The following is a 25,905-nucleotide window of genomic DNA, read 5'->3' on the forward strand; positions in this document are numbered from 1 at the left end:
CATCTGGCGGAAGTTCTTATCGAAGCTTCCTGTCAACACCGCACTTCGTAAACCGTTGTGCCGTCTCGATGGATGCGCATTATAGGGAGTTGTTCGCAGCGCGCAACCGCTAAATTCAATAAAAACAACCGTTCGCTGCATTCCACAGCAAAACCCCGCTTTATACCCACTTACACACAGTGTTATCCACATTCAATGGCGTAGATGAATTTAGGCGAGCATCACGCAAACGTTTTCGCTACAATGCCCGGCGACGTCAAGGATGCCCCTTTTGGGGCGTTACATGAAGCAAGCGCTCTCTTCTATATAGAAAGAAACGCTAAGCTTGATGTAACGCTCTTATTTATGCGAAACAAAGCCAAGGGATAAAACCACCATGCAACAACGTCGTCCAGTACGCCGCGCTCTGCTCAGTGTCTCTGATAAAGCCGGTATCCTCGAATTTGCTCAGGCACTCTCCAGCCGTGGTGTTGAGCTGCTCTCCACAGGTGGTACTGCTCGCCTGCTGGCAGATGCGGGCCTGCCCGTCACCGAAGTTTCTGACTACACCGGTTTCCCGGAAATGATGGATGGACGCGTCAAAACGCTGCACCCGAAAGTGCATGGCGGCATTCTGGGCCGTCGCGGCACCGATGATGCGATCATGGCCCAGCACGCTATCAGCCCAATCGATATGGTGGTAGTCAACCTCTATCCTTTCGCGCAAACCGTAGCGAAACCCGACTGCTCACTGGCAGACGCGGTAGAGAACATTGATATCGGTGGTCCAACCATGGTGCGCTCCGCCGCGAAGAACCACAAAGACGTGGCGATTGTGGTGAAGAGCAGCGACTACGCGGCCATCATTGCCGAGCTGGATGCCAACGAAAACTCCCTGACGCTCGACACCCGTTTCGATTTGGCGATCAAAGCCTTCGAACACACCGCAGCGTATGACAGCATGATTGCCAACTACTTCGGTAGCCTGGTGCCGGCTTACCACAGTGACAGCAAAGAACCTGCCGGCCGTTTCCCTCGTACACTCAATCTCAACTTCATTAAGAAGCAGGATATGCGTTACGGCGAGAACAGCCATCAGGATGCTGCCTTCTATATAGAAGAGAACGTAGCAGAAGCTTCTGTTGCTACCGCACAGCAGGTTCAGGGTAAAGCGCTCTCTTACAACAACATCGCCGATACCGATGCTGCGCTTGAGTGCGTGAAAGAGTTTGATGAAGCGGCTTGCGTGATTGTGAAACACGCCAACCCGTGCGGCGTAGCCGTGGGCGGTTCGATTCTGGATGCCTACGAGCGCGCTTACAAAACCGACCCAACTTCTGCCTTCGGCGGCATCATCGCCTTCAACCGTGAATTGGACGAAGCCACTGCACAGGCAATCATTAGCCGCCAGTTCGTGGAAGTGATCATCGCTCCTTCCGCTAGCGAAGCGGCACTGAAAGTGACCGCCGCAAAACAGAACGTGCGCGTGCTGGTATGCGGTCAGTGGCAGGGTCGTGTCGCCGCACTGGATTTCAAACGTGTGAACGGTGGCGTACTGGTGCAGGATCGCGATCTGGGAATGGTCGATGCCAGCCAGCTGCGCGTGGTTACCAAGCGTCAGCCAACCGAGCAAGAGCTGCGTGATGCGCTGTTCTGCTGGAAAGTCGCCAAATTCGTCAAATCCAACGCCATTGTCTATGCACGCGACAACATGACTATCGGCATTGGCGCGGGCCAGATGAGCCGTGTTTACTCTGCTAAAATCGCGGGCATCAAAGCCGGTGATGAAGGTTTAGAGGTAAAAGGTTCTGCCATGGCGTCTGATGCTTTCTTCCCGTTCCGCGATGGTATCGACGCGGCTGCTGCAGTGGGCATCAGTTGTGTGATTCAACCAGGCGGTTCTATTCGTGATGATGAAGTGATTGCCGCTGCTGATGAACACGGCATTGCGATGATCTTCACCGACATGCGTCACTTCCGCCATTAATAGCCTGGAGCAGTAACAGATGAAAATTTTAGTGATTGGTAATGGCGGACGTGAACACGCGCTGGCATGGAAAGCGGCACAGTCTCCTTTAGCCGAGACCGTGTTTGTGGCTCCGGGTAACGCCGGTACCGCTCTGGAGCCGGCATTGCAAAACGTGGCAATCAGCGCCACTGATGTGCCTGCCCTGCTGGCTTTTGCTCAAAAAGAAAATATCGGTCTGACTATCGTTGGTCCGGAAGCACCGCTGGTCATCGGCGTGGTCGATGCGTTCCGCGCTGCCGGTCTGAAGATCTTTGGCCCAACTCAGGCGGCTGCACAACTGGAAGGATCGAAAGCCTTCACCAAGGATTTCCTTGCGCGCCAGCAGATCCCTACCGCTGAATACCAGAACTTTACGGAAGTTGAGCCAGCACTGGCTTACCTGCGTGAGAAAGGCGCACCGATCGTGATCAAAGCCGATGGTCTGGCTGCCGGTAAAGGCGTCATCGTCGCAATGGAACTGGCTGAAGCGGAAGCTGCGGTGCAGGACATGCTGGCAGGCAACGCGTTCGGCGATGCAGGCCATCGTATCGTGATTGAAGAGTTCCTCGACGGCGAAGAAGCCAGCTTCATCGTGATGGTAGATGGCGACAACGTGTTGCCCATGGCCACCAGCCAGGATCATAAGCGTGTTGGCGATGGTGATACCGGCCCCAACACCGGCGGCATGGGCGCTTACTCGCCAGCCCCTGTGGTGACGGATGAGATCCACCAGCGCGTGATGGATCAGATCATCTGGCCAACCGTCAACGGCATGAAAGCGGAAGGCAACACTTATACCGGCTTCCTGTATGCCGGTCTGATGATCGATAAAGCCGGTCAGCCGAAAGTGATCGAATTCAACTGCCGCTTTGGCGATCCAGAAACCCAACCGATCATGCTGCGCCTGCAGTCAGATCTGATTGAGCTGTGCCTGTCCGCAGTGGATGGCAAACTGGATCAGCAAACTTCGCAGTGGGATCCACGTCCATCGCTGGGTGTCGTGTTGGCTGCTGGCGGTTATCCGGCGGACTACAATACCGGTGATCAAATCCACGGTTTGCCGCTGGAAGAAGTGCCGGAAGGTAAAGTGTTCCACGCGGGCACCACGATGAAAGATGATGTGGTGGTGACTAACGGTGGACGCGTGCTGTGCGTGACGGCTCTGGGTGAAGATGTGGCTGCCGCGCAGAAGAATGCTTATGCGCTGGCCAAGCATATTTCCTGGGAAGGCAGCTTCTGCCGCAAGGATATTGGTTACCGCGCGATTAACCGCAAGTAATCAACAAGGGGCACGCTGCGTGCCCCTTAATTTTCTGCCTCAGAAATCACTCTCTTTCGGCTGCCAGCTGCATTCATCCTCTGGCGTCGCCCGCAACAACTGCACGCCTTCAGGCGCCTCCAACCACGACACCATCAACGGCTGTGACTGACTTCGCTGCTGCTGGGATAACGTGGCAATTATTCCGCTATCAAACGGGGCATTCATCACTTTTCCGTCACAGTCGCGCACCTGCGTAGCGCCGAGCCAATGCCCCTGCTTCAGCAACACACGGCCACTCAGCAACGCATTACTTTGCTCCAGCATACGTTGTGCATCGAACCGGTAGAGTTCCACCGTGTCGCCGCTTACCGCTTCACGACGCCCCGCCAGCTGGCGCTGCATAAAATTGAGATTGCCGAGATGATCAAAACGCAGCGTCACATCATCCGGTTGCTCGCCCGCTACACTGCGCTCAACGCTGATCAGTTGGTTCTGCTGCCAGTTGTAGTCAGTGGTTTCCATGGCATCGCCATTGAAGGGGGTATAAACGGTACGGAGATGAACAGCTTGATGGTCACTGTTCTTGCGCCAGATGCGCACAGTGCCGCGATCGGCCAGATAACCGCTTGCCGTAAAGGCAGGAAGATCAGGAGTGGAACTACAGCCCGCGAGTAGCGCACCGAGTAACAGGGCGCAGACGCGCTGAGTAATCGTGTTCAGCATGACAGGCCCCGATAACAAAAAGGGGCGATGCCGCCCCTCTTTTAAAGCTTAAACCGCGATGCGGAAAACTTACTTAACTGCGTCTTTCAGAGCTTTACCAGAGACGAACGCTGGCACGTTAGCTGCAGCGATTTTGATCTCATTGCCAGTCTGTGGGTTGCGACCGGTACGCTCAGCGCGGTGGTTCACTTTAAAAGTACCAAAACCAACCAGTTGTACAGCATCACCTTCTTTCAGAGACTCAGTGATCGCAGCCAGGGTAGATTCCAGCGCAGCTTTAGCCTGGGTTTTTGACAGGTCAGCTTTCTCTGCGATCACATCAATCAGTTGAGTCTTGTTCATAAGTTATCCTTAAAGTGTATTTATCGCTTGCTAAGCAACGAGTGCGAGGGAAAAGCCATATTCTGGCACTCTTCAACCTGCACGCAAAGATAGCCACAATTTTCAGCCCCCCCAAATGTAGACCAGACAGGGGGCTGATGTGAAGCCTCCAGGCGCGGTAATTCAGGCCTGAAGTCACGTTTTATCGCCTTATTGCTGAAAAAGTATACCGATGTTACTGATTCCCGCTTCGCGCAGGTCAGAACGTAACCCCTTAATCAGCTCCAGGTCGCGCTCTTCGCTGTCTGCCAGCAGGCGAAAAATCTCCCACTGCATATCCCATTCATCAATCACCGCCTGATTTTCACGCAGCTCTTCGTCGGTCATTTCTCGACCGGCCTGCGTCATTTCCAGGATAGCAACGGTGGTGATCGACGTACGGCTGACTTCAATCGCGTGCTCAAGGGTTTCGCCGCTGAGTTGTGCATGCACCATTTCGCTCAATGCAACACAGGCATCGATTGCCGGATGGACGCCGTAGATATCAAAATCATCGCCATTGGGAATCGCTGATTCCAGCTTTTCCAGTTGGCTATCGAAGTTAATTTTGGCGTCTTTAACCGTCAGGCTCTCCCAGACAAGATCCAGGATGCGACGATAAAGCTGCGGATCGGCGAATTCGGTCTGCTGACAGAAGGCCCAATAGTTGGGGAACATCCGCTCGCACAGACAGGCCATGAAGGTCATATGCTGCCAGCTTTCCAGCTTCGCCAGACGCAAATGGACGGGATTCTGTAACATCAAACTTACTCTCAATAGGTTAGCTGGCGGCAGTGTACCGCAAAAGCCGCGCGCAAACAGCGTTAACAAGCATTTTGCCAACGCAGAAACGCCGGACGACCAGAAGCAACGGCATCGGCCCAGCGCGTGGGTTCCGGTAAACGATAGCCCGCCGTACACCGCTCCACCCAGTGTAGTGCGCTATCCATGCTGACACGATGCCCGGTCGAGACGAACAGAGGATTGCAGCGCGCTTTACTGCGCCACACCCAACCAATCTGCTCGCCTTTATCCATCAGCGGCTGACGACTCCCCGGTTCGGCATCCAATTCCCCGAAACGCCCACACAGTCGCTTCTTCGCAACGCCAATGGTCGGAACATCCACCAGCGAGCCAAAATGCGCGGCCACGCCGAGGCGTCGGGGATGGGCGATACCGTGACCATCAACAAATAAAAGATCGGGCTGAGACGTGAGTTGCTGCCAGGCTGCCAGCAGTGCGGGAACTTCACGGAATGATAAGAAGCCGGGAATATAGGGCATGGTGGTCGCAACACGCGCGATACGGTGCTCCACGAGCTGCAATGAGGGATATTCCAGGACCACCAGTGCCGCACGCGTGATGGCACCTTCCTGCTCGAAACCGACGTCCGCACCGGCGATAAAACGAGGCGGCAGGACGTCAAAATCATCCTGCCGCACCACGTCAGCAGCGCGTTGTAACTGTTCAGCCCGTAGCGCGGCTAAATCCATGCTTAGCCTTGATGGTAAGGGCGTGACAAGCGATGCACGGCTTCCACAAACGCACCGGCGTGCTCTGGCGGCACATCCTGATGGATACCATGACCCAGGTTGAAGACGTGGCCTTCTCCCGCACCAAAGCCTTCCAGAATGGTGGCCACTTCCTGCTCGATACGTGCTGGCGGCGCATACAGCATGGAAGGATCCATATTGCCTTGCAGCGCCACTTTGTCACCCACGCGACGACGCGCATCGGCGATATCGGTGCTCCAGTCCAGCCCCAGTGCATCGCATCCGGTAGCGGCGATAGCTTCCAGCCACTGACCTCCGCCTTTGGTAAACAGCGTAATCGGCACACGGCGACCTTCGTTCTCGTGCAGCACGCTATCGACGATTTTGTGCATGTAATAGAGCGAGAACTCGCGGTAATCACGGCCTGTCAGCACGCCGCCCCAAGTGTCGAACACCATAATCGACTGTGCACCGGCTTTGATCTGCGCGTTCAGATAAAGAATGACGCTGTCAGCCAGCTTATCCAACAGCTTGTGCAAGGTTTGCGGCTCGGCATACATCATTTTTTTAATTTTGGTGAACGCTTTGCTGCTGCCACCTTCAACCATATAGGTGGCCAGCGTCCATGGACTGCCAGAGAAGCCGATCAGCGGCACTTCGCCTTTCAGGTTGTGGCGAATGGTACGCACCGCATTCATCACATAACCCAGTTCGTCTTCTGGATCCGGAATCGGCAGCTTATCGACATCTGCGCGGCAGGTAATAGGATTGGAGAAGCGTGGGCCTTCGCCGGTTTCAAAGTAGAGCCCCAGCCCCATCGCATCAGGAATCGTCAGGATATCGCTGAAGAGGATCGCAGCATCCAGCGCATAGCGACGCAGTGGCTGCAAGGTGACTTCGCACGCCAGCTCAGCATTCTTACACAGCGACATAAAATCACCGGCGACAGCACGCGTGGCTTTATACTCCGGCAAATACGCCCGGCTTGTCGCATCATCCATACCGGCGTGACATCTACCGGCTGACGTAACAGGGCGCGCAGATAACGATCGTTCTTCAGTTCACTCATAATGGGCTCTCTCATGCTAAGGCCGCCAGTGTAGCATTTTCACGACGCGCTGGCGCGGCACAGGGCAACGGTATCTTCAATCAACCGTCGCGCTACGGTGCCCGGCGGCGGGAGCAGCGGCAGATCGTCATAGCGATACCAGCCCGCATCCAGCAACTCTTTGCCATCATGTTGCAAGTCTCCGCCTTCATACTCGGCCATGAATGCCATCATTAACGAATGCGGGAACGGCCATGGCTGCGAGGTGACGTAGCGGACATTTTTCACCCTCACATTGCTCTCTTCCATCACTTCACGTGCCACGGCCTGCTCCAGCGTTTCACCCACTTCAACAAAGCCAGCTAATACTGTGTAAATACTGTTGCGATGGCGCGCGTGGTTGGCGAGCAGGATCTCATCACCGCGACGAATGGCGACGATGATGCACGGCGCGATCTGCGGATAGTAGCGCTCGCGGCAGTGGTGGCACAGGCAGGCAAATTCACGTTTACTGAGGTGCATTTCATGGCCGCAATAACCGCACCAACGATGAGAACGATAAAACTCAGCCAACTGCACGCCGCGCCCAACCATCTGGAAAAGCCCAACATCTTCGTCGATTAGCTGACGAACCGAGCCCATATTGTCAGAGCGTGTTTCTCGTATCAGCCAGACATTTTCAGCCTGCCATTCGCCTATCAAAATCGCAGTCTTTCCCGCCAGGCCAAAATCGCTGGATAAGCCATGCGGCAGTTCACCCTGCGGTAACCAAAGTTTTTGCTCATGGCTGACAATCCACCAGCCAGCGTCTACGCTTGAGATCTCACGTTGCATCTTATTCGTTGTCCTTAGCGTCAAATGGCACGCTGAAATCCTGATGTTTAGTGTGTAATGGATAACTATAACTCACCCGGAGCCTCGTATGCTTACCCAGTTAAATGACCTGAGCGAGCGAGTAAGTGGCGGTAATGAATTAGTCGATGCCTGGCTGCGCGCGCGCCGGCAGTTGCTTGTCACCTATTACGCGTTAATTGGCATGAAGCCGAATAAAGATGCACTCTCTGCACTGGATGAACAGGCACTGGATGCGTTTTGCCACAGTTTAGTGGATTACCTTTCAACAGGTCATTTCAGTATTTATGAGCGAATTATCAATGAAATGGAGGGCGATAGCCCTTTGAACGTGGCAGCGCAGATTTACCCTGCCCTTGAAGCCAATACCGACCGCATGATGCAGCTGTATGACACTCATTTGCAGCAGGCAATCAACGACGACAACTGTGCTGAGTTCCAGAAGGCGCTGTCTGAAGTTGGGGAAGTGCTGGAGTCTCGCTTTACGCTGGAAGATAAACTGGTGCAACTCGCGTGGGATAATCAGCTCGCACGAGCCCCTGTTGCCAATGAAAGCATGATTGCCCGCCCCGCTTAACAATAACGTATGTAAAAAACTTGTTATTCCGAAAAAGCCCTCTTATGCTGAATGGGCTTTTTTATTGAGGCCTTTACACGTTTGCATACGCCTCTTTGAAAAAATCTAGAATCAAATTTTGCGATATAAGCGTAGCGTGCGTAGCCAGTTCGCGCTCGGACAGCGCGCAGGGACCGGAGCGTACACGTAGTACGTGACGGTCACGAGCACTGCCCAGGCGTGAAAGGGTAAGCAAAGTCGCTTCTATCGTGAAATTCAACCTTGTCGGAGTGCCCTTAGGGGCTGAGACCGTTTATTCGGGATCCGCGGAACCTGATCAGGTTAGTACCTGCGAAGGGAACAAGAGTAGACATTATCAGATCGGTGCATGCTGGCGCCCAGCATCGTCTCTGTTACTCCTTCCGAACTCTGGACAAGCAACTTCCCCTTAATTCAGGAAAATTGCTATGTCTGCTGCTAGAACTTCTCGTCGTGAACAACGCGCTCAGGCGCAGGAATTTATCGATTCCCTGCAAGGAACGGCATTCCCCAATTCAAAACGCATCTGGATCACCGGCAACCGTGAAGATATCCGCGTGCCAATGCGTGAAATCCAGCTCAGCCCCACACATATCGGTGGTTCTAAAGATCATCCGCAGTATGAGCAAAATGAGCCGGTGCCGGTGTATGACACTGCGGGTGCGTATGGCGATCCTGAAGCTGCTATCGACGTTCACCAGGGTCTGGCGAAACTGCGTGCGAGCTGGATCATCGAGCGTGATGACAGTGAAGCCATCCACCAGCTGAGTTCTCACTACACTCAACAGCGCTTAGCTGATGAAGGGCTGGATCATCTGCGTTTTGAACATCTGCCTCAAGCGCGTCGCGCTAAAGCAGGTCGCTGCGTTACGCAGTTGCATTACGCTCGCCAGGGCGTTATCACGCCAGAAATGGAATTCATTGCGGTGCGAGAAAACATGGGCCGTGAGCGAATTCGCGGTGAAGTGTTGCTGCAACAGCACCCAGGACACAGCTTTGGCGCTAATTTACCGGAAAATATCACCGCCGAGTTTGTGCGTCAGGAAGTGGCCAGCGGTCGCGCCATCATCCCCTCTAATATCAACCACCCTGAATCCGAGCCGATGATCATTGGCCGTAATTTTCTGGTGAAGGTGAATGCCAACATCGGCAATTCAGCAGTGAGTTCTTCGATTGAAGAGGAAGTGGAGAAACTGGTGTGGTCAACTCGCTGGGGCGCGGATACGGTGATGGATCTCTCCACGGGCCGCTATATCCACGAAACGCGCGAGTGGATTTTACGAAACAGCCCGGTGCCGATTGGCACAGTACCGATTTATCAGGCGCTGGAGAAAGTGAATGGCGTGGCGGAAGATCTTAACTGGGAAATTTTTCGCGACACCTTGCTGGAACAAGCCGAACAGGGTGTGGATTACTTCACGATTCACGCCGGCGTACTGCTGCGCTACGTGCCGATGACCGCCAAACGCTTGACCGGGATTGTGTCGCGCGGCGGATCCATCATGGCGAAGTGGTGCCTGTCACATCATCAGGAGAGCTTCCTCTACCTGCACTTCCGCGAAATCTGTGAGATCTGTGCCGCTTATGATGTAGCGCTCTCACTCGGCGATGGCCTACGTCCCGGCTCGATTCAGGATGCCAACGATGAAGCCCAGTTTGCCGAATTGCACACGCTCGGTGAGCTGACCAAAATTGCCTGGGAATACGATGTGCAGGTGATGATTGAAGGTCCCGGCCATGTGCCGATGCAAATGATCCGCCGCAACATGACAGAACAGTTGGAGCACTGCCATGAAGCGCCGTTCTACACGCTCGGCCCTCTGACCACCGATATCGCTCCCGGTTACGATCACTTCACCTCCGGCATTGGTGCCGCGATGATTGGTTGGTTTGGCTGCGCCATGCTGTGCTACGTCACCCCGAAAGAGCACCTCGGTTTGCCGAATAAAGAAGATGTGAAGCAGGGGCTGATCACCTACAAAATCGCCGCGCATGCCGCCGATCTTGCAAAGGGCCATCCCGGCGCGCAGATCCGCGATAACGCTATGTCGAAAGCGCGCTTTGAATTCCGTTGGGAGGATCAGTTCAATCTGGCGCTCGATCCACATACCGCGCGCGCCTACCACGATGAGACATTGCCGCAGGAATCGGGCAAAGTGGCTCACTTCTGCTCGATGTGCGGTCCGAAATTCTGTTCGATGAAAATTACCCAGGAAGTGCGTGAATATGCTGCTCGCCAGCAGGCAGAAGCCCAGCCAATTGAAATTGGCATGGCGCAGATGTCGGATGCCTTCCGCAGCCGTGGCGGCGAGCTTTATCACGCCGCCGATGCCCTTAAAGAGGAAAAAGTATGACCGATGCCTTTCCAGCCACGGCCCCGAAACTGGGGCTGTACCCTGTTGTTGATAGCGTAGAGTGGATTGCGCGCTTACTGGAGGCTGGCGTTCGCACCCTCCAGTTACGTATCAAAGATTGCCAGGATCATGAAGTGGAAGATGCCGTGCGCGAGGCAATTGCGCTGGGTAAACAGTATCGTGCTCGCCTGTTTATTAACGATTACTGGCGCTTAGCGATCAAATACAACGCCTATGGCGTGCATCTCGGCCAGGAGGATCTCGACGTAGCCAATCTGGACGCCATTCGTCAGGCAGGTTTGCGTTTGGGATTATCGACTCATGACGATGCCGAATTAGATCGCGCGCTGGCGCTGCGTCCTTCGTATATCGCGTTAGGTCATATCTATCCCACGCAAACCAAAGACATGCCATCAGCACCGCAGGGTGTTGCAGAGCTGAAACGCCATCTGGCGCGTCTGCAGGATGTGCCAACGGTAGCGATCGGCGGCATTTCACTGGATCGTGTGCCTGAGGTGCTGGCAACGGGTGTTGGAAGTATTGCGGTGGTCAGCGCGATTACGCAAGCGGCTGACTGGCGCCAGGCAACGCAGGATCTCTTGAAACTGGTTGAAGCTGGAACCCAGCCTGCAGAAGCTCTGTAACGGGCTGCAAGTCAGATAATTTGGCTGGAATCAATCGCGCGGCCCGCGGTTATCGGGCTGGCGCGTTTTTTGCCCGCGATAAAGTGTGCCTGCCCGCTGCCGCATGCAGTGGGCCAGGGCTGGTTTGCATTTCTTCCCAGCCCTGCCCTTCCCGTTATTCAATCAGTGAGGCAGCTTGCGCATCTTCTCCACTGCAGGCCAACATAGCCTGTTCCACTGCGGCGCCAAGTTGGGCAATCGCCTGCTCGGTCTGCTCATTAATCGGCAGACCATAATTAAGGCGCAGACAGTTGCGATATTTTCCCGAAGCCGAAAACAGTGAACCCACCGCCACTTGAATTTTCAGGGCACGCAATTCAGCATTCAACCTGACCGCATCAAACGCTTCCGGCAGTTCAATCCACATCAGGAAACTGCCCTGCGGGCGCGATACGCATATGCCACATGGAAAATAGTGCCGAACCCAGCAATTGAACGTTTCATAATTCCGCTGGTAAACCTGCCGCATGCGACGAATGTGCGGGCCGTAATGACCGAGGCGGATAAACTCGGCCACCGCATGTTGTGGCTGCGTGGCAGTGGAACCGGTGCTGATATATTTCATGTGCAGCACCCGATCGCGGTAGCGGCCCGGTGCCACCCAACCCACACGTAAACCGGGCGCCAGAGTTTTAGAAAAGGAGCTGCATAACAATACCCGGCCGTCCATATCCAGTGACTTGATCGTAATCGGACGTGGGTACTCCCACGCCAGTTCACCGTAAACATCGTCTTCAATGATGGCTGCATCAAAGCGCTGCGCCAGCGCCAACAGCGTACGCTTACGCGCTTCAGGCATGATGAAGCCCAGAGGATTGTTGCAGTTAGGCACCACAACCACCGCTTTGATTGGCCACTGTTCAAACGCCAGTTCCAGTGCCTCAAGACTGATGCCTGTGACTGAATCGGTGGGGATTTCTATCGCGCGAATCCCGAAACCACGCAGGGTTTGCATGGTGCCGTGAAAAGTCGGCGATTCCACCGCGATAATGTCACCGGCATCGCACACCGCACGGATTGAGATCGACAACGCTTCATGGCAACCGGTGGTCACAACAATGTCATCGGCATCAAGCTGGCAACCACTGTCGATGGTTAAGCGGGCAACTTGTTCACGCAGGGCACTGACACCCACCAGACTGTCATAGTTAAGCAGGTCAAGATCCTGCTTCTGTGCCATGCGGCTTTGAATTTTCCAAAGCGGCTTAAGCGTTGGCTGGGTTAAATCAGGCATGCCGCTGCCCAATTGCAATACGTCATTATTGTGTCGACTGCTCAGCAAATCGAGTACTGATTCCCATTGAGTAATCTCAACCGGGCGCTGCGCCGGCCGGGTTATGCCGGGTACGGGCGGCGCGGCTTTGCGCGTGGCAACGAAATACCCCGAACGCGGTTGTGGCACGATAAGCTGTTTCTCTTCCAGCAGATGGTAAGCCTGCTGCACCGTGCTAATACTGACACCATGTTCAATACTTAACGTGCGCACCGATGGCAAACGCTCACCACCGCGGTATAACCCTTGCTCTATACGATCTGAGAGCAAGCAAGCCAAATGCTGATAACGCGTCATCGTATGCCTCATTAAGCGATAAACATCATGTAACCAGTACAGATAGACGGTATTTTTACCATTCAGATCCTACTGAGCGCAATCTGTATGTTAAAGATAAGTGTTTTTTGAATCTGTATTGAAACGCACAACAATCAGACAATGCTACTCAGACATCTTACTGAGGGCATAAAAATGGAATTCGATCAAAACCGGGCGGCAAAACCTTTCGATGTAACCTTATTGGATATTTTCCGCGGTACGCTGCGCGTAGTAAAAAGATGGCGCGCCCGCCGTGAAACGCGGAAGATTTTGTCACACCTGAGTGACGCACAACTGCGCGACATCGGCCTGACCCGGAATGATATCTGCCGCAAGAGCTGATAACAGATGAAAAAAACCCTGCCGAGGCAGGGTTTTTTTATGAGTCAGACAGCACAACGATTAATCGTCGTTGTTACCGCCCAGACCGGCGTTCAGCAATTCAGCCAGGCTCGCAGAGGCTTCATCCGCAGTGACCTGCGGTGCAACCGGTGCTTCACCGACAGAACGGCGACGCATACGATCCTGATGATAAGCATAACCGGTACCGGCTGGGATCAGACGACCCACGATCACGTTCTCTTTCAGGCCGCGCAATTCATCGCGCTTACCTGCTACGGCTGCTTCGGTCAGGACACGTGTGGTCTCCTGGAACGATGCTGCAGAGATGAACGATTCCGTTGCCAGTGACGCTTTGGTGATACCCAGCAGATCGCGCATAAACGTTGCGGCGATTTTGCCATTCGCTTCAAGCTCGCGGTTAGCGATCTTGATGCGAGAGTATTCAGCCTGCTCACCTTCCAGGAAGTCGGCGCTTCCGGCGCTGGCGATGGTTGCTTTACGCAGCATCTGACGCACGATGACTTCGATGTGTTTATCGTTAATCTTAACGCCTTGCAGACGGTAAACTTCCTGCACTTCGTTAGTGATGTAACGGGTAACCGCATGGACGCCACGCAGACGCAGGATATCGTGTGGAGATTCTGGGCCGTCAGAAACAACGTCACCACGTTCTACACGCTCACCTTCGAATACGTTCAGCTGACGCCATTTCGGAATCATCTCTTCGTACGGATCGCTACCGTCAACTGGAGTAATCACCAGACGACGCTTGCCTTTGGTCTCTTTACCGAACGAGATAATACCGCTGATCTCGGCCAGAATTGCTGGCTCTTTCGGACGACGCGCTTCGAACAAGTCAGCAACGCGTGGCAGACCACCGGTGATGTCTTTGGTACCGCCAGATTCCTGAGGTACACGAGACAGGGTGTCACCCGCACTGATCTTCACGCCATCTTCCAGCTGAACAATCGCTTTGCCCGGCAGGAAGTACTGAGCTGGCATATCGGTACCTGGAATCAGAACATCATTTCCGTTGGCATCAATAATTTTCAGCGCAGGACGCAGATCTTTACCACCTGCAGTACGTTCTGCAGAGTCCAGAACCACCAGCGATGACAGACCGGTAAGGTCGTCAGTCTGACGGGTAATGGTCTGACCGTCGATCATGTCAGTGAAGCGAATGAAACCGCCCACTTCGGTGATCACTGGCATGGTATGCGGATCCCAGTTTGCTACGGTTTCGCCCGCGGCAACCTGCTCACCATCACCTTTGGCCATAACCGCACCGTAAGGCACTTTATAGCTCTCTTTGGTACGACCGAACTCGTCGATCATCTTCAGCTCAACGTTACGTGAAACGATAACCAGCTTCCCAGAGGAGTTGGTTACAGACTTCGCGTTAGTCAGCTTGATAGTACCTTTGTTCTTCACCTGAATGCTGGATTCAGCAGCCGCACGAGATGCCGCACCACCGATGTGGAACGTACGCATCGTCAGCTGTGTACCCGGCTCACCGATGGACTGTGCTGCGATAACGCCGATGGCCTCACCTTTGTTGATGATGTGACCACGTGCCAGGTCGCGACCATAGCAGTGTGCACATACACCAAAGTCGGTTTCACAACCAACAACAGAACGCACTTTGATCACATCGACAGAGTTAACTTCGATCACATCACACCAGTGCTCATCGATCAGCGTGTTACGCGGGATCAAGATGTCTGCAGTACCCGGCTTCAGCACGTCTTCTGCGGTCACACGACCCAGAACACGCTCACGCAGTGGCTCTTTAACGTCGCCACCTTCGATGACCGGAGTCATCATGATGCCTTCGAATGTGCCACAGTCGTCTTCGGTAACCACCAGATCCTGTGCAACGTCAACCAGACGACGCGTCAGATAACCGGAGTTAGCGGTTTTCAGTGCGGTATCCGCCAAGCCTTTACGCGCACCGTGCGTCGAGATGAAGTACTGGAGTACGTTCAGACCTTCACGGAAGTTCGCAGTGATCGGCGTTTCGATGATTGAGCCATCTGGCTTAGCCATCAGACCACGCATACCGGCCAGCTGACGAATCTGTGCAGCAGAACCACGCGCACCGGAGTCGGCCATCATGTAGATGCTGTTGAACGAGACTTGCTGCTCTTCTTCGCCGTGACGGTTGATCACGGTTTCGGTTTGCAGGTTGTCCATCATCGCCTTGGAAACGCGTTCGTTCGCTGCGGCCCAGATATCGATGACTTTGTTGTAACGTTCGCCAGCAGTAACCAGACCAGACTGGAACTGTTCCTGAATCTCAGCAACTTCCGCTTCTGCTTCTGCCACGATTTCCGCTTTCTTAGCCGGGATCACCATGTCGTCGATGCCTACAGAGGCACCTGAACGGGCTGCGTAAGCAAAGCCGGTGTACATGGTCTGGTCAGCAAAGATAACGGTCGGCTTCAGGCCCAGGATGCGGTAACAGGTGTTCAGCATCTTGGAGATAGCTTTCTTACCCAGCGCCTGGTTGACGATGGAGTAAGGCAGACCTTTCGGCACAATCATCCACAGAATCGCACGACCAATGGTGGTGTCGATAATGCTGGTTTTCGCGACGAACTCTTCTTGTTCGTTTTTGCTGTATTCGGTGATACGTACTTTAACGCGAGCATGCAACTCAGCCAGGCCAGCGCGATAAACACGCTCAGCTTCTTTCGGGCCAGTCAGCACCATGCCTTCGCCGCGCGCATTCACTTTGTCACGGGTCATGTAGTACAGACCCAGTACAACGTCCTGAGAAGGAACGATGATTGGCTCGCCGTTCGCAGGTGACAGGATGTTGTTGGTTGACATCATCAGCGCACGTGCTTCCAGCTGGGCTTCCAGCGTCAGCGGTACGTGAACAGCCATCTGGTCACCATCGAAGTCGGCGTTATATGCCGCACAAACCAGCGGGTGCAGCTGGATCGCTTTACCTTCGATCAGAACAGGTTCGAATGCCTGGATACCCAAACGGTGCAGAGTTGGTGCACGGTTCAGCAGTACTGGGTGTTCGCGGATCACTTCATCCAGGATATCCCAGACGACAGCTTCTTCGCGCTCAACCATTTTCTTAGCCGCTTTGATGGTGGTCGCGAGGCCACGCAGTTCCAGCTTGCCGTAGATAAACGGTTTGAACAGCTCCAGTGCCATTTTCTTCGGCAGACCGCACTGATGCAGACGCAGGTAAGGACCTACGGTGATTACAGAACGACCAGAGTAGTCAACACGTTTACCCAACAGGTTCTGACGGAAACGACCCTGCTTACCTTTGATCATATCGGCCAAAGATTTCAGAGGACGTTTGTTAGAGCCGGTGATGGCACGACCGCGACGGCCGTTATCCAGCAGGGCATCTACCGCTTCCTGCAGCATACGCTTTTCGTTACGTACGATGATATCTGGCGCAGCCAGATCCAGCAGACGTTTCAAACGGTTGTTACGGTTGATCACGCGACGATACAGATCGTTCAGATCTGACGTTGCGAAACGACCACCGTCCAGCGGTACCAGCGGACGCAGATCTGGCGGCAGAACCGGCAGAACGGTCAGGATCATCCACTCTGGTTTGTTACCAGACTGAACGAACGCTTCCAGCAGCTTGATACGCTTGGTCAGCTTTTTACGTTTGGTCTCGGAGTTGGTTTCGTTCAGCTCTTCGCGCAGCTGTTCGCACTCTTGCTCCAGATCCATGTTTTTCAGCAGCGCCTGGATAGCTTCCGCACCCATCTTCGCGTCGAATTCGTCACCGAACTCTTCCAGCGCGTCAAGGTACTGCTCTTCGGTCAGAATCTGACGTTTTTCCAGGTTGGTCATACCGCCTTCGATCACAACATATGATTCGAAGTACAGCACGCGCTCGATATCACGCAGTGGCATATCCAGCAGTAAGCCGATACGCGAAGGCAGTGATTTCAGGAACCAAATGTGCGCAGTTGGAGAAGCCAGTTCGATATGGCCCATGCGCTCACGACGAACTTTGGTCTGTGTAACTTCAACGCCACACTTCTCACAGATCACGCCGCGATGTTTCAAACGCTTGTACTTACCGCACAGGCATTCGTAATCTTTTACCGGCCCAAAGATACGGGCGCAGAAAAGACCGTCACGCTCCGGCTTGAAGGTACGGTAGTTAATGGTCTCTGGCTTTTTAACTTCACCAAAAGACCATGAACGGATCATATCTGGCGAAGCCAGAGCGATCTTGATCGCACTAAACTCTTCGGTCTTAGTTTGCGCTTTCAGAAACTTAAGTAAGTCTTTCACGGATTAGCTCCCGTCGGAGTGGAACTCTCAGGGACGTGCACCCGAAGTGCACGTCCCGTAACCAGTACTTGCGAGTACTTACTCGTCTTCCAGCTCGATGTTGATACCTAGCGAGCGGATCTCTTTCAACAGTACGTTGAAGGATTCCGGCATGCCTGGTTCCATCTGATGGTTACCGTCGACGATGTTTTTATACATCTTCGTACGGCCATTAACGTCATCAGATTTAACCGTCAGCATTTCCTGCAGGGTATAAGCGGCACCGTATGCTTCCAGTGCCCACACTTCCATCTCACCGAAGCGCTGTCCACCGAACTGCGCTTTACCACCCAGCGGCTGCTGAGTAACCAAGCTGTAAGAACCGGTAGAACGTGCGTGCATCTTGTCATCAACCAGGTGGTTCAGTTTCAGCATATACATGTAACCTACGGTTACCTGACGCTCAAACTGCTCACCGGTACGGCCGTCGAACAGAGTGATCTGGCCAGAAGAAGGCAAGCCGCCAAGCTCTAACAGCTCTTTGATTTCGCTTTCTTTTGCACCATCAAACACTGGCGTTGCGATTGGCATACCTTTTTTCAGGTTCTCAGCCAGACGCAGTACTTCGTCGTCAGTGAAGGTGTTCAGATCAACTTTCTGACGCACGTCAGTACCCAAATCGTAGGCGCGCTGGATGAAATCACGCAGCTTGGTGACTTCTTCCTGCTTCTTCAGCATCGCATTGATTTTTTCACCAATGCCTTTCGCCGCCATACCGAGGTGGGTTTCCAGGATCTGACCGATGTTCATACGTGACGGTACACCCAGTGGGTTCAATACGATGTCGACCGGCGTACCGTTCTCATCGTAAGGCATATCTTCGATCGGGTTGATCTTAGAAATAACACCCTTGTTACCGTGACGACCTGCCATCTTGTCACCAGGCTGGATCTGACGCTTAACCGCCAGATACACCTTAACGATCTTCAGCACGCCTGGTGCCAAATCATCGCCTTGGGTAATCTTGCGACGCTTGCCTTCGAGTTTCTTCTCAAACTCGTGCTTCAGCTCGTCATACTGCTCAGCCAGCTGCTCGAGAGAGTTTTGTTTCTCTTCGTCAGTCAGGCCCAGCTCCAACCAGCGCTCACGTGGCAGTTTGTCCAGCTTCTCAGCCTCAACACCACCAGAGATCAGCACAGCCTGGATACGGCTGAACAAGCCCGCTTCAAAGATCTGCAGTTCTTCAGACAGGTCTTTCTTAACCTGCTTCAGCTGCATTTCTTCGATTTCCAGCGCACGTTTGTCTTTTTCCACGCCATCGCGGGTGAAGACCTGAACGTCGATAACCGTACCGGAAACGCCGTTTGGCACGCGCAGAGAAGAGTCTTTAACGTCAGACGCTTTCTCACCGAAGATTGCACGCAGCAGTTTCTCTTCTGGCGTCAGCTGGGTTTCACCTTTCGGCGTGACCTTACCAACCAGAATGTCACCACCGGTCACTTCCGCACCGATATACACGATACCGGACTCATCCAGCTTGGAGAGCGCTGCTTCACCCACGTTCGGGATATCAGCGGTGATCTCTTCTGGCCCCAGCTTGGTGTCGCGAGACACACACGCCAGTTCCTGGATGTGGATAGTGGTGAAACGGTCTTCCTGAACAACACGCTCAGAAACGAGGATGGAGTCTTCGAAGTTGTAACCGTTCCATGGCATGAACGCCACGCGCATGTTCTGACCCAGCGCCAGTTCACCGAGATCGGTAGACGGGCCATCTGCCAGCACGTCGCCACGCTCAATCGGCTCACCCAGAGACACACATGGCATCTGGTTGATGCAGGTGTTCTGGTTAGAACGGGTGTACTTGGTCAGGTTGTAGATGTCGATACCCGCTTCACCCGGATACATCTCTTCTTCGTTAACTTTGATAACGATACGAGAAGCATCAACGTACTGAACGGTACCACCACGTTTCGCTACGGCAGTTACCCCGGAGTCAACCGCTACTGCACGTTCCATACCAGTACCAACCAGCGGCTTATCAGCACGCAGAGTCGGAACTGCCTGACGTTGCATGTTCGCACCCATCAAGGCGCGGTTAGCATCATCGTGTTCCAGGAACGGGATCAGGGACGCACCAACAGAAACGATCTGCTGGGTGGAAACGTCCATGTAGTCAACCTGGTCGCGGCTGAACAGGCTCGACTCACCTTTGCTACGGCAGGTGACGAGATCGTCAACAAAGCTACCGTCATCAGCAAGGTTGGTGTTCGCCTGAGCGATAACGTAGTTACCCTCTTCAATTGCAGAGAGGTAATGAATTTCTTCACCCACTTTGCCATCTACAACGCGACGATAAGGCGTCTCAAGGAAACCGTATTCGTTAGTCTGCGCGTAAACAGAAAGGGAGTTGATCAGACCGATGTTCGGACCTTCAGGCGTTTCGATTGGACATACACGACCGTAGTGGGTTGGGTGTACGTCACGCACTTCGAAGCCTGCACGCTCACGCGTCAGACCGCCTGGGCCCAGAGCAGAGATACGACGCTTGTGCGTGATCTCAGACAACGGGTTGTTCTGATCCATAAACTGTGACAGCTGGCTTGAGCCGAAGAACTCTTTCACCGCCGCCGAAATTGGCTTGGCGTTGATCATGTCCTGAGGCATCAGGGTATCGAGATCGCCCAGAGACAGACGCTCTTTCACCGCACGCTCAACACGCACCAGACCAACACGGAACTGGTTCTCAGCCATTTCACCAACAGAACGGATACGACGGTTGCCGAGGTGGTCGATATCATCGACTTCGCCAATACCGTTACGGATACCGATCAGTTTCTTCATGACCTGGATGATGTCGTCTTTGCTCAGGATGCCTGAACCTTCGATTTCATCACGCAGCAGAGAACGGTTGAACTTCATGCGGCCAACCGCAGAGAGATCGTAGCGATCTTCAGAGAAGAACAGATTCTCGAACAGATTTTCTGCCGCTTCACGCGTTGGTGGCTCGCCAGGACGCATCATGCGATAGATCTCAACCAATGCGCTCAAACGATCGCTGGTTGGGTCAACACGCAGGGTCTCGGAGATGTACGCACCGTGATCCAGGTCGTTGGTGAACAGTGTTTCAATGCGCTTGTGACCTGACTGGCTCAGTTTAGCCAACAGATCCAGTGACAGTTCCATGTTTGCAGGAACAATCAGTTCGCCGGTGTTCAGATCGACGTAGTCTTTAGCGACCACTTTGCCTGCGATGTATTCAACAGGCACTTCGATGTGCTGAATACCGTCTTTTTCAAGCTGACGGATATGACGTGCAGTGATGCGACGCGCTTTCTCAACGTAGACTGTGCCGTTGGCTTCGATATCGAAGCTGGCGGTTTCACCACGCAGGCGCTCTGGCACCAATTCCATCTGCAGCTTGTTGTCGCGAATTTCATAAACCACTTTATCGAAGAACAGATCGAGGATTTGTTCAGTGGTGAATTGCAACGCACGCAGAATGATAGTGGCCGGCAGCTTACGGCGACGGTCAATACGGACAAAGAGGTTGTCTTTCGGGTCAAACTCGAAATCGAGCCATGAACCACGGTAAGGGATGATACGTGCGTTATACAGCACTTTACCAGACGAGTGCGTCTTACCCTTGTCGCTATCAAAGAACACGCCAGGACTACGATGCAGCTGAGAAACGATAACACGCTCAGTACCGTTGATAACAAAGGTACCGTTGTCTGTCATGAGCGGAATTTCACCCATGTAGACTTCTTGCTCTTTAATGTCTTTTACGGTGCCTTCTGGCGCTTCGCGCTCATAGATCACCAGACGCAGTTTCACGCGCAGCGGTGCCGAATAGGTCACGCCACGGATCTGACATTCTGTTACGTCAAAGACCGGCTCACCCAAACGGTAGCTCACATACTGCAACTCAGAGTTGCCGCTGTAACTAGAGATTGGGAATACGGAACGGAAGGCTGCTTCCAGACCGTGTTGGCCTTCTGGATCTTGCTCGATAAACTTCTGGAACGAGTCAAGCTGGATAGAAAGGAGATAAGGTATGTCCAAAACTTGTGGACGTTTACCAAAATCCTTACGAATACGTTTTTTCTCGGTATAGGAGTAAACCATAGGGTTCCTCAGCTAGCTGACATGTCGAACCACGCTGTCCGTCCTGATAGGACAGTTCATGCAACACTATTTTGTTTTTCATGCGATGCGTAACACCCCATGCAATACGTCTTTCTATCACTCTTAAATCATTTCATCACCGTTGTGCAGGCAGGGAACCTTCACAGGAGAGCGATATATTAAGTCGTAGATAGAAAAAGATATTGAAGAGAAACAATGGACAAACAGTGCGAAACGCCATCATTCCCCTGTAGCGCAAAAAGGCTGGTGACCAAAAAAGTCACCAGCCATCAGCCTGAAATTACTCAGGCTGCAACCCGAGGGTTGTCTTACTTAACTTCAACTTCAGCGCCAGCTTCTTTCAGCAGTGCTTCAAGAGCAGCTGCGTCATCTTTGCTGATGCCTTCTTTGATAGTACCAGTCGCTTCAACCAGGTCTTTAGCTTCTTTCAAGCCCAGGCCAGTTGCAGTACGAACTGCTTTGATGACCGCAACTTTGTTAGGGCCAACAGCTTTCAGAATTACGTCGAATTCAGTTTTCTCTTCAACAGCTTCAGCTGGGCCAGCAGCAACAGCTACAGCGGCAGCAGCAGAAACGCCGAATTTTTCTTCCATAGCAGAAACCAGCTCAACTACTTCCATTACGGACATAGCTGCTACTGCTTCCAGAATTTGATCTTTAGTGATAGACATATCGATTGTTCCTAAAAAACAGAAAAAGTTTATACGTTAGCAATTACGAAGGAAAAGAAAGAGGCTTAAGCCGCTTCTTTTGCATCGCGTACAGCAGCCAGAGTGCGAACCAATTTGCCAGCAGCGGCTTCTTTCATGGTCGACATCAGACGTGCCAATGCTTCTTCGTAAGTCGGCAGAGTTGCCAGACGGTCAATATTGGCCGCCGTGATCAGCTCACCTTCAAAGGCTGCAGCTTTGACCTCAAATTTTGCATTCGCTTTCGCGAAATCTTTGAACAGACGAGCAGCAGCGCCCGGGTGTTCCATAGAATATGCAATCAGGGTCGGACCAACAAACGTGTCTTTCAGGCACTCGAAAGGAGTACCTTCAACGACGCGGCGCAGCAAGGTGTTGCGAACAACACGCATGTAAACGCCAGCTTCACGGCCTGCTTTACGCAGTTCGGTCATTTTATCAACGGTAACGCCACGGGAATCCGCAACAACCGCTGAAAGCGCGCCTTTGGCTACTTCGCTAACTTCAGCAACAATCGCTTGTTTGCCTTGAAGATTTAATGCCATTAGCTTTTGCTCCTGGATTTGACCGGGAAAGATTTCCCGGAACTCACTTCACTCAACTACCCGAAGATATTGAGCGCTATTACACGGTGAGCAGAATCCAGCGAAGAAAATAATTCTTTTTGGTTCTGTCACCGTCTACGCAGGATATTAAGCAAGTTATCCGAAGATAATCCCGCTCCTGCGGTCTTGGACGGAGGCCAGGATAAGGCCTGGCTCCAACCTAAGCCACTGAATAGAAAAGCGTTTAGACTTAACTCTTCAGCAACTATGAATCTGGGTTCTATGTTGAAGTCTCAACAATAACAACGGGCGTAAGATTCTAGATGAATTTTTCGCCCGTTTCAAGTAGCAATTAGTTTGCTACGGCAGTCAGACCAGCCTGGTCAACGGCAACGCCGGCGCCCATGGTGGTAGAGATGCTGACTTTCTTGATGTACACGCCTTTCGCCTGTGAAGGTTTTGCTTTTTTCAGCGCAACCAGCAGAGATTCCAGGTTTTCTTTCAGTTTGTCAGTATCGAAATCCACTTTACCGATGGTAGTGTGGATGATGCCGTTTTTGTCGTTACGATAACGAACCTGGCCTGCTTTAGCGTTCTTAACTGCTTCAGCAACGTTAGGGGTTACAGTACCAACTTTAGGGTTTGGCATCAGGCCGCGTGGACCCAGAACCTGGCCTAACTGGCCAACAACGCGCATTGCATCTGGAGATGCAATAACAACGTCAAAGTTCATTTCGCCTTTTTTGATCTGGTCAGCCAGATCTTCCATACCTACCAGCTCAGCGCCAGCTGCTTTAGCAGCTTCTGCGTTTGCGCCTTGGGCAAATACAGCTACACGTACTGAACGACCAGTACCGTGTGGCAGAACAGTCGCGCCGCGCACGTTCTGATCTGATTTACGTGCATCAATGCCGAGGTTGACAGCAACGTCAACGCTTTCAACGAACTTAGCAGTAGCCAGTTCTTTCAGCAGAGCAATAGCTTCAGCGATGTCGTACTGCTTAGTCGCGTCTACTTTGTCACGGATTACGCTCATGCGCTTGGTCAGCTTAGCCATTTCTTAATCCTCTACTACCAGGCCCATGGAACGTGCAGTACCTTCGATAGAGCGAGTCATCGCTTCTACGTCAGAACCGGTCATGTCCGCAGCTTTAGTTTCTGCGATTTCACGTACCTGAGCACGAGAAACTTTACCGACTTTGTCTTTGTTCGGCTTACCAGAACCAGACTTGATGCCTGCTGCTTTTTTCAGCAGTACGGCAGCAGGAGGGGTTTTGGTAACGAAGGTGAAAGAACGGTCGCTGTATACAGTGATAACAACTGGAGTAGGCAAGCCTTTCTCCAGAGATTCTGTTTTGGCGTTGAACGCTTTACAGAATTCCATGATGTTAACACCCTGCTGACCCAGTGCTGGACCAACAGGTGGACTTGGGTTCGCCATACCAGCTGCAACCTGCAGCTTGACGTAGGCTTGTACTTTCTTAGCCATGATATTTCCTCAAATGGGTTATAGCGCCTGAAAACAGGCTCCCCGTGATAACGATTTACACGCTGTTGCCAGCGCATAAAAACAAAAGGCGCGAAATTATAGGTAAATTTCGCGCCTTCTGCAAGAGCTAAAAAGTGAACAAAAGGGTTAACCTTTCTCCACCTGAGCAAAGTCGAGTTCCACTGGCGTTGCACGACCAAAGATGGAAACAGACACTTTCAAGCGGCTCTTCTCGTAATCGACTTCTTCGACCACACCGTTGAAGTCGGCAAATGGACCGTCGCTGACGCGCACCATTTCGCCCGGTTCGAACAGCGTTTTTGGACGCGGCTTATCACCCACCTGCTGCAGGCGGTTCATAATCGCATCAACTTCTTTATCGCTGATCGGCGCTGGACGGTCAGAGGTACCACCAATGAAGCCCATTACACGCGGTACACTGCGCACCAAGTGCCAGCTGGCGTCATTCATCACCATCTGAACCAGTACATAGCCAGGGAAGAATTTACGTTCGCTTTTGCGACGTTGGCCACCACGGATTTCAACGACTTCTTCAGTCGGCACCATGACTTCGCCAAACAGTTCTTCCATGTTGTGCAGTTTGATATGCTCATGCAGCGACTTCGCTACGCGGGCTTCAAAACCGGAAAACGCCTGAACGACGTACCAGCGTTTTTTGGAGCTTCAGACATCTCAGAACCTCAGGCCAGTGATAAACGATACCAGACGGACCAGAATTCCATCCAGCCCCCACAAAATCAGTGACATCACGGCAGTAACCGCGGCAACGATTAACGTGGTATGCAATGTTTCCTGGCGAGTCGGCCAGATGACCTTACGCATTTCGGTTCTTGCTTCACGTGCAAAAGCTACAGTTGCTTTGCCTTTCGTTGTCAGCAACGCAATGCCACCCGCTGCAGCGATCAGTACAACCACAGCCAGCGCGCGTAAAGGCAGTGTCACATCACGATAAATATAGTTGCCAACGATTGCTATTAACAGCAATGCAATAACAACGACCCACTTTATCGCTTCCAGGCCGCGCCCGCTCCCTTGAGCTTCGGTATTCGCACTCATAAACCAACCTGCCACAATAATTCAGAAACAATTCTGCCCCGCAGAGCGAGGCATCCAAACCGAATGAGCTTTTGGGCGTACTCGGTATCCGACGCCGTAAACCAGAGCCTGTCTCAGCAATGATTATGATCGAAAATCACTGATGAGCCAGGTTCTATGTAACAGCGTGCAAAAAGGGCATCAAATGATGCCCTTTCCATGTGCATTGCGTCAAATGTTATCGCAATTAAGCGATAACTTCAGCAACAACACCCGCACCAACAGTACGGCCGCCTTCACGGATTGCGAAGCGCAGACCCTGGTCCATCGCGATTGGGTGGATCAGCTCAACGGTCATTTTCACGTTGTCGCCTGGCATTACCATCTCAACGCCTTCTGGCAGCTCAACGTTACCAGTCACGTCA

The 25,905-nt window shown here is 52.9% G+C and carries 20 protein-coding genes, 2 pseudogenes and 1 riboswitch; of the genes and pseudogenes, 6 read left to right on the forward strand and 16 right to left on the reverse strand.

The annotated features are described in order from the left end of the window. Positions 1-376 precede the first annotated feature (376 nt). Positions 377-1,966, forward strand: coding sequence for a bifunctional phosphoribosylaminoimidazolecarboxamide formyltransferase/IMP cyclohydrolase (gene purH / locus HA45_RS21640; protein WP_100702117.1), 1,590 nt, complete (start codon positions 377-379; stop codon positions 1,964-1,966). A gap of 19 nt (positions 1,967-1,985) precedes the next feature. Beyond that, entirely contained in the window at positions 1,986-3,266 is a 1,281-nt protein-coding gene (gene purD / locus HA45_RS21645; protein ID WP_100702118.1) for a phosphoribosylamine--glycine ligase, read from the forward strand. 39 nt (positions 3,267-3,305) lie between these two features. On the opposite strand, the gene HA45_RS21650 is transcribed toward purD, so the two are convergent. From HA45_RS21650 to nudC, 6 genes and pseudogenes are all read right to left on the reverse strand, one after another. Then, positions 3,306-3,971, reverse strand: a complete 666-nt coding sequence (locus HA45_RS21650) for a DUF1481 domain-containing protein (RefSeq protein WP_100702119.1) — start codon at positions 3,969-3,971, stop codon at positions 3,306-3,308. Positions 3,972-4,040: 69 nt separating this feature from the next. Then, a complete protein-coding gene (gene hupA, locus HA45_RS21655) occupies positions 4,041-4,313 on the reverse strand; it encodes a nucleoid-associated protein HU-alpha (protein ID WP_084938308.1) in 273 nt (90 codons plus the stop codon). Between the two features lie 189 nt (positions 4,314-4,502). Then, on the reverse strand, positions 4,503-5,093 hold the full coding sequence (locus tag HA45_RS21660) for a YjaG family protein (RefSeq protein WP_100702120.1): 591 nt from the start codon (positions 5,091-5,093) through the stop codon (positions 4,503-4,505). 62 nt (positions 5,094-5,155) lie between these two features. After that, positions 5,156-5,824: a deoxyribonuclease V gene (gene nfi, locus HA45_RS21665; RefSeq protein WP_100702121.1), complete on the reverse strand. Its 669-nt coding sequence runs from the start codon at positions 5,822-5,824 to the stop codon at positions 5,156-5,158. A 2-nt stretch (positions 5,825-5,826) separates the two neighbouring features. Beyond that, positions 5,827-6,893 (reverse strand): annotated as a pseudogene (gene hemE / locus HA45_RS21670) (uroporphyrinogen decarboxylase). Positions 6,894-6,932: 39 nt separating this feature from the next. Next, positions 6,933-7,706: an NAD(+) diphosphatase gene (nudC, locus tag HA45_RS21675; RefSeq protein ID WP_100702123.1), complete on the reverse strand. Its 774-nt coding sequence runs from the start codon at positions 7,704-7,706 to the stop codon at positions 6,933-6,935. Between the two features lie 88 nt (positions 7,707-7,794). Between nudC and rsd the strand changes: the two genes are divergently transcribed. From rsd to thiE, 3 genes are all read left to right on the forward strand, one after another. Continuing rightward, positions 7,795-8,301, forward strand: a complete 507-nt coding sequence (rsd, locus tag HA45_RS21680; RefSeq protein ID WP_100702124.1) for a sigma D regulator — start codon at positions 7,795-7,797, stop codon at positions 8,299-8,301. A 255-nt stretch (positions 8,302-8,556) separates the two neighbouring features. Next, positions 8,557-8,657: riboswitch (TPP riboswitch) on the forward strand. A 90-nt stretch (positions 8,658-8,747) separates the two neighbouring features. Then, positions 8,748-10,673 (forward strand): phosphomethylpyrimidine synthase ThiC, encoded by a 1,926-nt coding sequence (gene thiC, locus HA45_RS21685; RefSeq protein WP_100702125.1) that lies wholly within the window; start codon positions 8,748-8,750, stop codon positions 10,671-10,673. Beyond that, positions 10,670-11,317: a thiamine phosphate synthase gene (gene thiE / locus HA45_RS21690; RefSeq protein WP_100702126.1), complete on the forward strand. Its 648-nt coding sequence runs from the start codon at positions 10,670-10,672 to the stop codon at positions 11,315-11,317. The genes thiC and thiE overlap by 4 nt, the downstream gene beginning before the upstream one ends. Before the next feature lie 154 nt (positions 11,318-11,471). On the opposite strand, the gene HA45_RS21695 is transcribed toward thiE, so the two are convergent. Then, positions 11,472-12,926: an aminotransferase-like domain-containing protein gene (locus HA45_RS21695; RefSeq protein WP_100702127.1), complete on the reverse strand. Its 1,455-nt coding sequence runs from the start codon at positions 12,924-12,926 to the stop codon at positions 11,472-11,474. A gap of 174 nt (positions 12,927-13,100) precedes the next feature. Here HA45_RS21695 and HA45_RS21700 point away from each other — a divergent pair, with 174 nt between their 5' ends. After that, entirely contained in the window at positions 13,101-13,289 is a 189-nt protein-coding gene (locus HA45_RS21700; protein ID WP_100702128.1) for a DUF1127 domain-containing protein, read from the forward strand. A gap of 60 nt (positions 13,290-13,349) precedes the next feature. Here the strand turns inward: HA45_RS21700 and rpoC are convergent, their stop codons facing one another. The 9 genes and pseudogenes from rpoC to HA45_RS21750 all read right to left on the reverse strand — a co-directional run. Further along, the gene (gene rpoC / locus HA45_RS21705) at positions 13,350-17,573 is read right to left on the reverse strand and encodes a DNA-directed RNA polymerase subunit beta' (RefSeq protein WP_100702129.1); all 4,224 of its coding nucleotides are present in this window, start codon (positions 17,571-17,573) and stop codon (positions 13,350-13,352) included. A gap of 78 nt (positions 17,574-17,651) precedes the next feature. Then, positions 17,652-21,680, reverse strand: a complete 4,029-nt coding sequence (rpoB, locus tag HA45_RS21710) for a DNA-directed RNA polymerase subunit beta (protein WP_100702130.1) — start codon at positions 21,678-21,680, stop codon at positions 17,652-17,654. Positions 21,681-22,009: 329 nt separating this feature from the next. After that, positions 22,010-22,372, reverse strand: a complete 363-nt coding sequence (gene rplL / locus HA45_RS21715; protein ID WP_100702131.1) for a 50S ribosomal protein L7/L12 — start codon at positions 22,370-22,372, stop codon at positions 22,010-22,012. Between the two features lie 65 nt (positions 22,373-22,437). Further along, on the reverse strand, positions 22,438-22,935 hold the full coding sequence (rplJ, locus tag HA45_RS21720) for a 50S ribosomal protein L10 (RefSeq protein ID WP_058973440.1): 498 nt from the start codon (positions 22,933-22,935) through the stop codon (positions 22,438-22,440). A gap of 352 nt (positions 22,936-23,287) precedes the next feature. After that, positions 23,288-23,992, reverse strand: a complete 705-nt coding sequence (rplA, locus tag HA45_RS21725; RefSeq protein ID WP_100702132.1) for a 50S ribosomal protein L1 — start codon at positions 23,990-23,992, stop codon at positions 23,288-23,290. A gap of 3 nt (positions 23,993-23,995) precedes the next feature. Further along, positions 23,996-24,424: a 50S ribosomal protein L11 gene (rplK, locus tag HA45_RS21730; RefSeq protein ID WP_007886298.1), complete on the reverse strand. Its 429-nt coding sequence runs from the start codon at positions 24,422-24,424 to the stop codon at positions 23,996-23,998. Between the two features lie 147 nt (positions 24,425-24,571). Beyond that, a pseudogene (nusG, locus tag HA45_RS21735) lies at positions 24,572-25,116 on the reverse strand (transcription termination/antitermination protein NusG). Position 25,117: 1 nt separating this feature from the next. Further along, a complete protein-coding gene (gene secE, locus HA45_RS21740) occupies positions 25,118-25,501 on the reverse strand; it encodes a preprotein translocase subunit SecE (protein WP_100702133.1) in 384 nt (127 codons plus the stop codon). Between the two features lie 226 nt (positions 25,502-25,727). Next, on the reverse strand, positions 25,728-25,905 hold a 178-nt coding region (locus tag HA45_RS21750), incomplete at its 5' end, for an EF-Tu C-terminal domain-related protein (RefSeq protein WP_495524945.1).

It is taken from the genome of Pantoea rodasii (genome assembly GCF_002095465.1).
Classification (GTDB): Bacteria; Pseudomonadota; Gammaproteobacteria; order Enterobacterales; family Enterobacteriaceae; genus Pantoea; species Pantoea rodasii.

Coding starts and splice junctions, on each gene's coding strand:
- purH (WP_100702117.1), top strand. CDS start 377: ATGCAACAACGTCGTCCAGTACGCCGCGCTCTGCTCAGTGTCTCTGAT.
- purD (WP_100702118.1), top strand. CDS start 1,986: ATGAAAATTTTAGTGATTGGTAATGGCGGACGTGAACACGCGCTGGCA.
- HA45_RS21650 (WP_100702119.1), bottom strand. CDS start 3,971: ATGCTGAACACGATTACTCAGCGCGTCTGCGCCCTGTTACTCGGTGCG.
- hupA (WP_084938308.1), bottom strand. CDS start 4,313: ATGAACAAGACTCAACTGATTGATGTGATCGCAGAGAAAGCTGACCTG.
- HA45_RS21660 (WP_100702120.1), bottom strand. CDS start 5,093: ATGTTACAGAATCCCGTCCATTTGCGTCTGGCGAAGCTGGAAAGCTGG.
- nfi (WP_100702121.1), bottom strand. CDS start 5,824: ATGGATTTAGCCGCGCTACGGGCTGAACAGTTACAACGCGCTGCTGAC.
- nudC (WP_100702123.1), bottom strand. CDS start 7,706: ATGCAACGTGAGATCTCAAGCGTAGACGCTGGCTGGTGGATTGTCAGC.
- rsd (WP_100702124.1), top strand. CDS start 7,795: ATGCTTACCCAGTTAAATGACCTGAGCGAGCGAGTAAGTGGCGGTAAT.
- thiC (WP_100702125.1), top strand. CDS start 8,748: ATGTCTGCTGCTAGAACTTCTCGTCGTGAACAACGCGCTCAGGCGCAG.
- thiE (WP_100702126.1), top strand. CDS start 10,670: ATGACCGATGCCTTTCCAGCCACGGCCCCGAAACTGGGGCTGTACCCT.
- HA45_RS21695 (WP_100702127.1), bottom strand. CDS start 12,926: ATGACGCGTTATCAGCATTTGGCTTGCTTGCTCTCAGATCGTATAGAG.
- HA45_RS21700 (WP_100702128.1), top strand. CDS start 13,101: ATGGAATTCGATCAAAACCGGGCGGCAAAACCTTTCGATGTAACCTTA.
- rpoB (WP_100702130.1), bottom strand. CDS start 21,680: ATGGTTTACTCCTATACCGAGAAAAAACGTATTCGTAAGGATTTTGGT.
- rplL (WP_100702131.1), bottom strand. CDS start 22,372: ATGTCTATCACTAAAGATCAAATTCTGGAAGCAGTAGCAGCTATGTCC.
- rplJ (WP_058973440.1), bottom strand. CDS start 22,935: ATGGCATTAAATCTTCAAGGCAAACAAGCGATTGTTGCTGAAGTTAGC.
- rplA (WP_100702132.1), bottom strand. CDS start 23,992: ATGGCTAAGCTGACCAAGCGCATGAGCGTAATCCGTGACAAAGTAGAC.
- rplK (WP_007886298.1), bottom strand. CDS start 24,424: ATGGCTAAGAAAGTACAAGCCTACGTCAAGCTGCAGGTTGCAGCTGGT.
- secE (WP_100702133.1), bottom strand. CDS start 25,501: ATGAGTGCGAATACCGAAGCTCAAGGGAGCGGGCGCGGCCTGGAAGCG.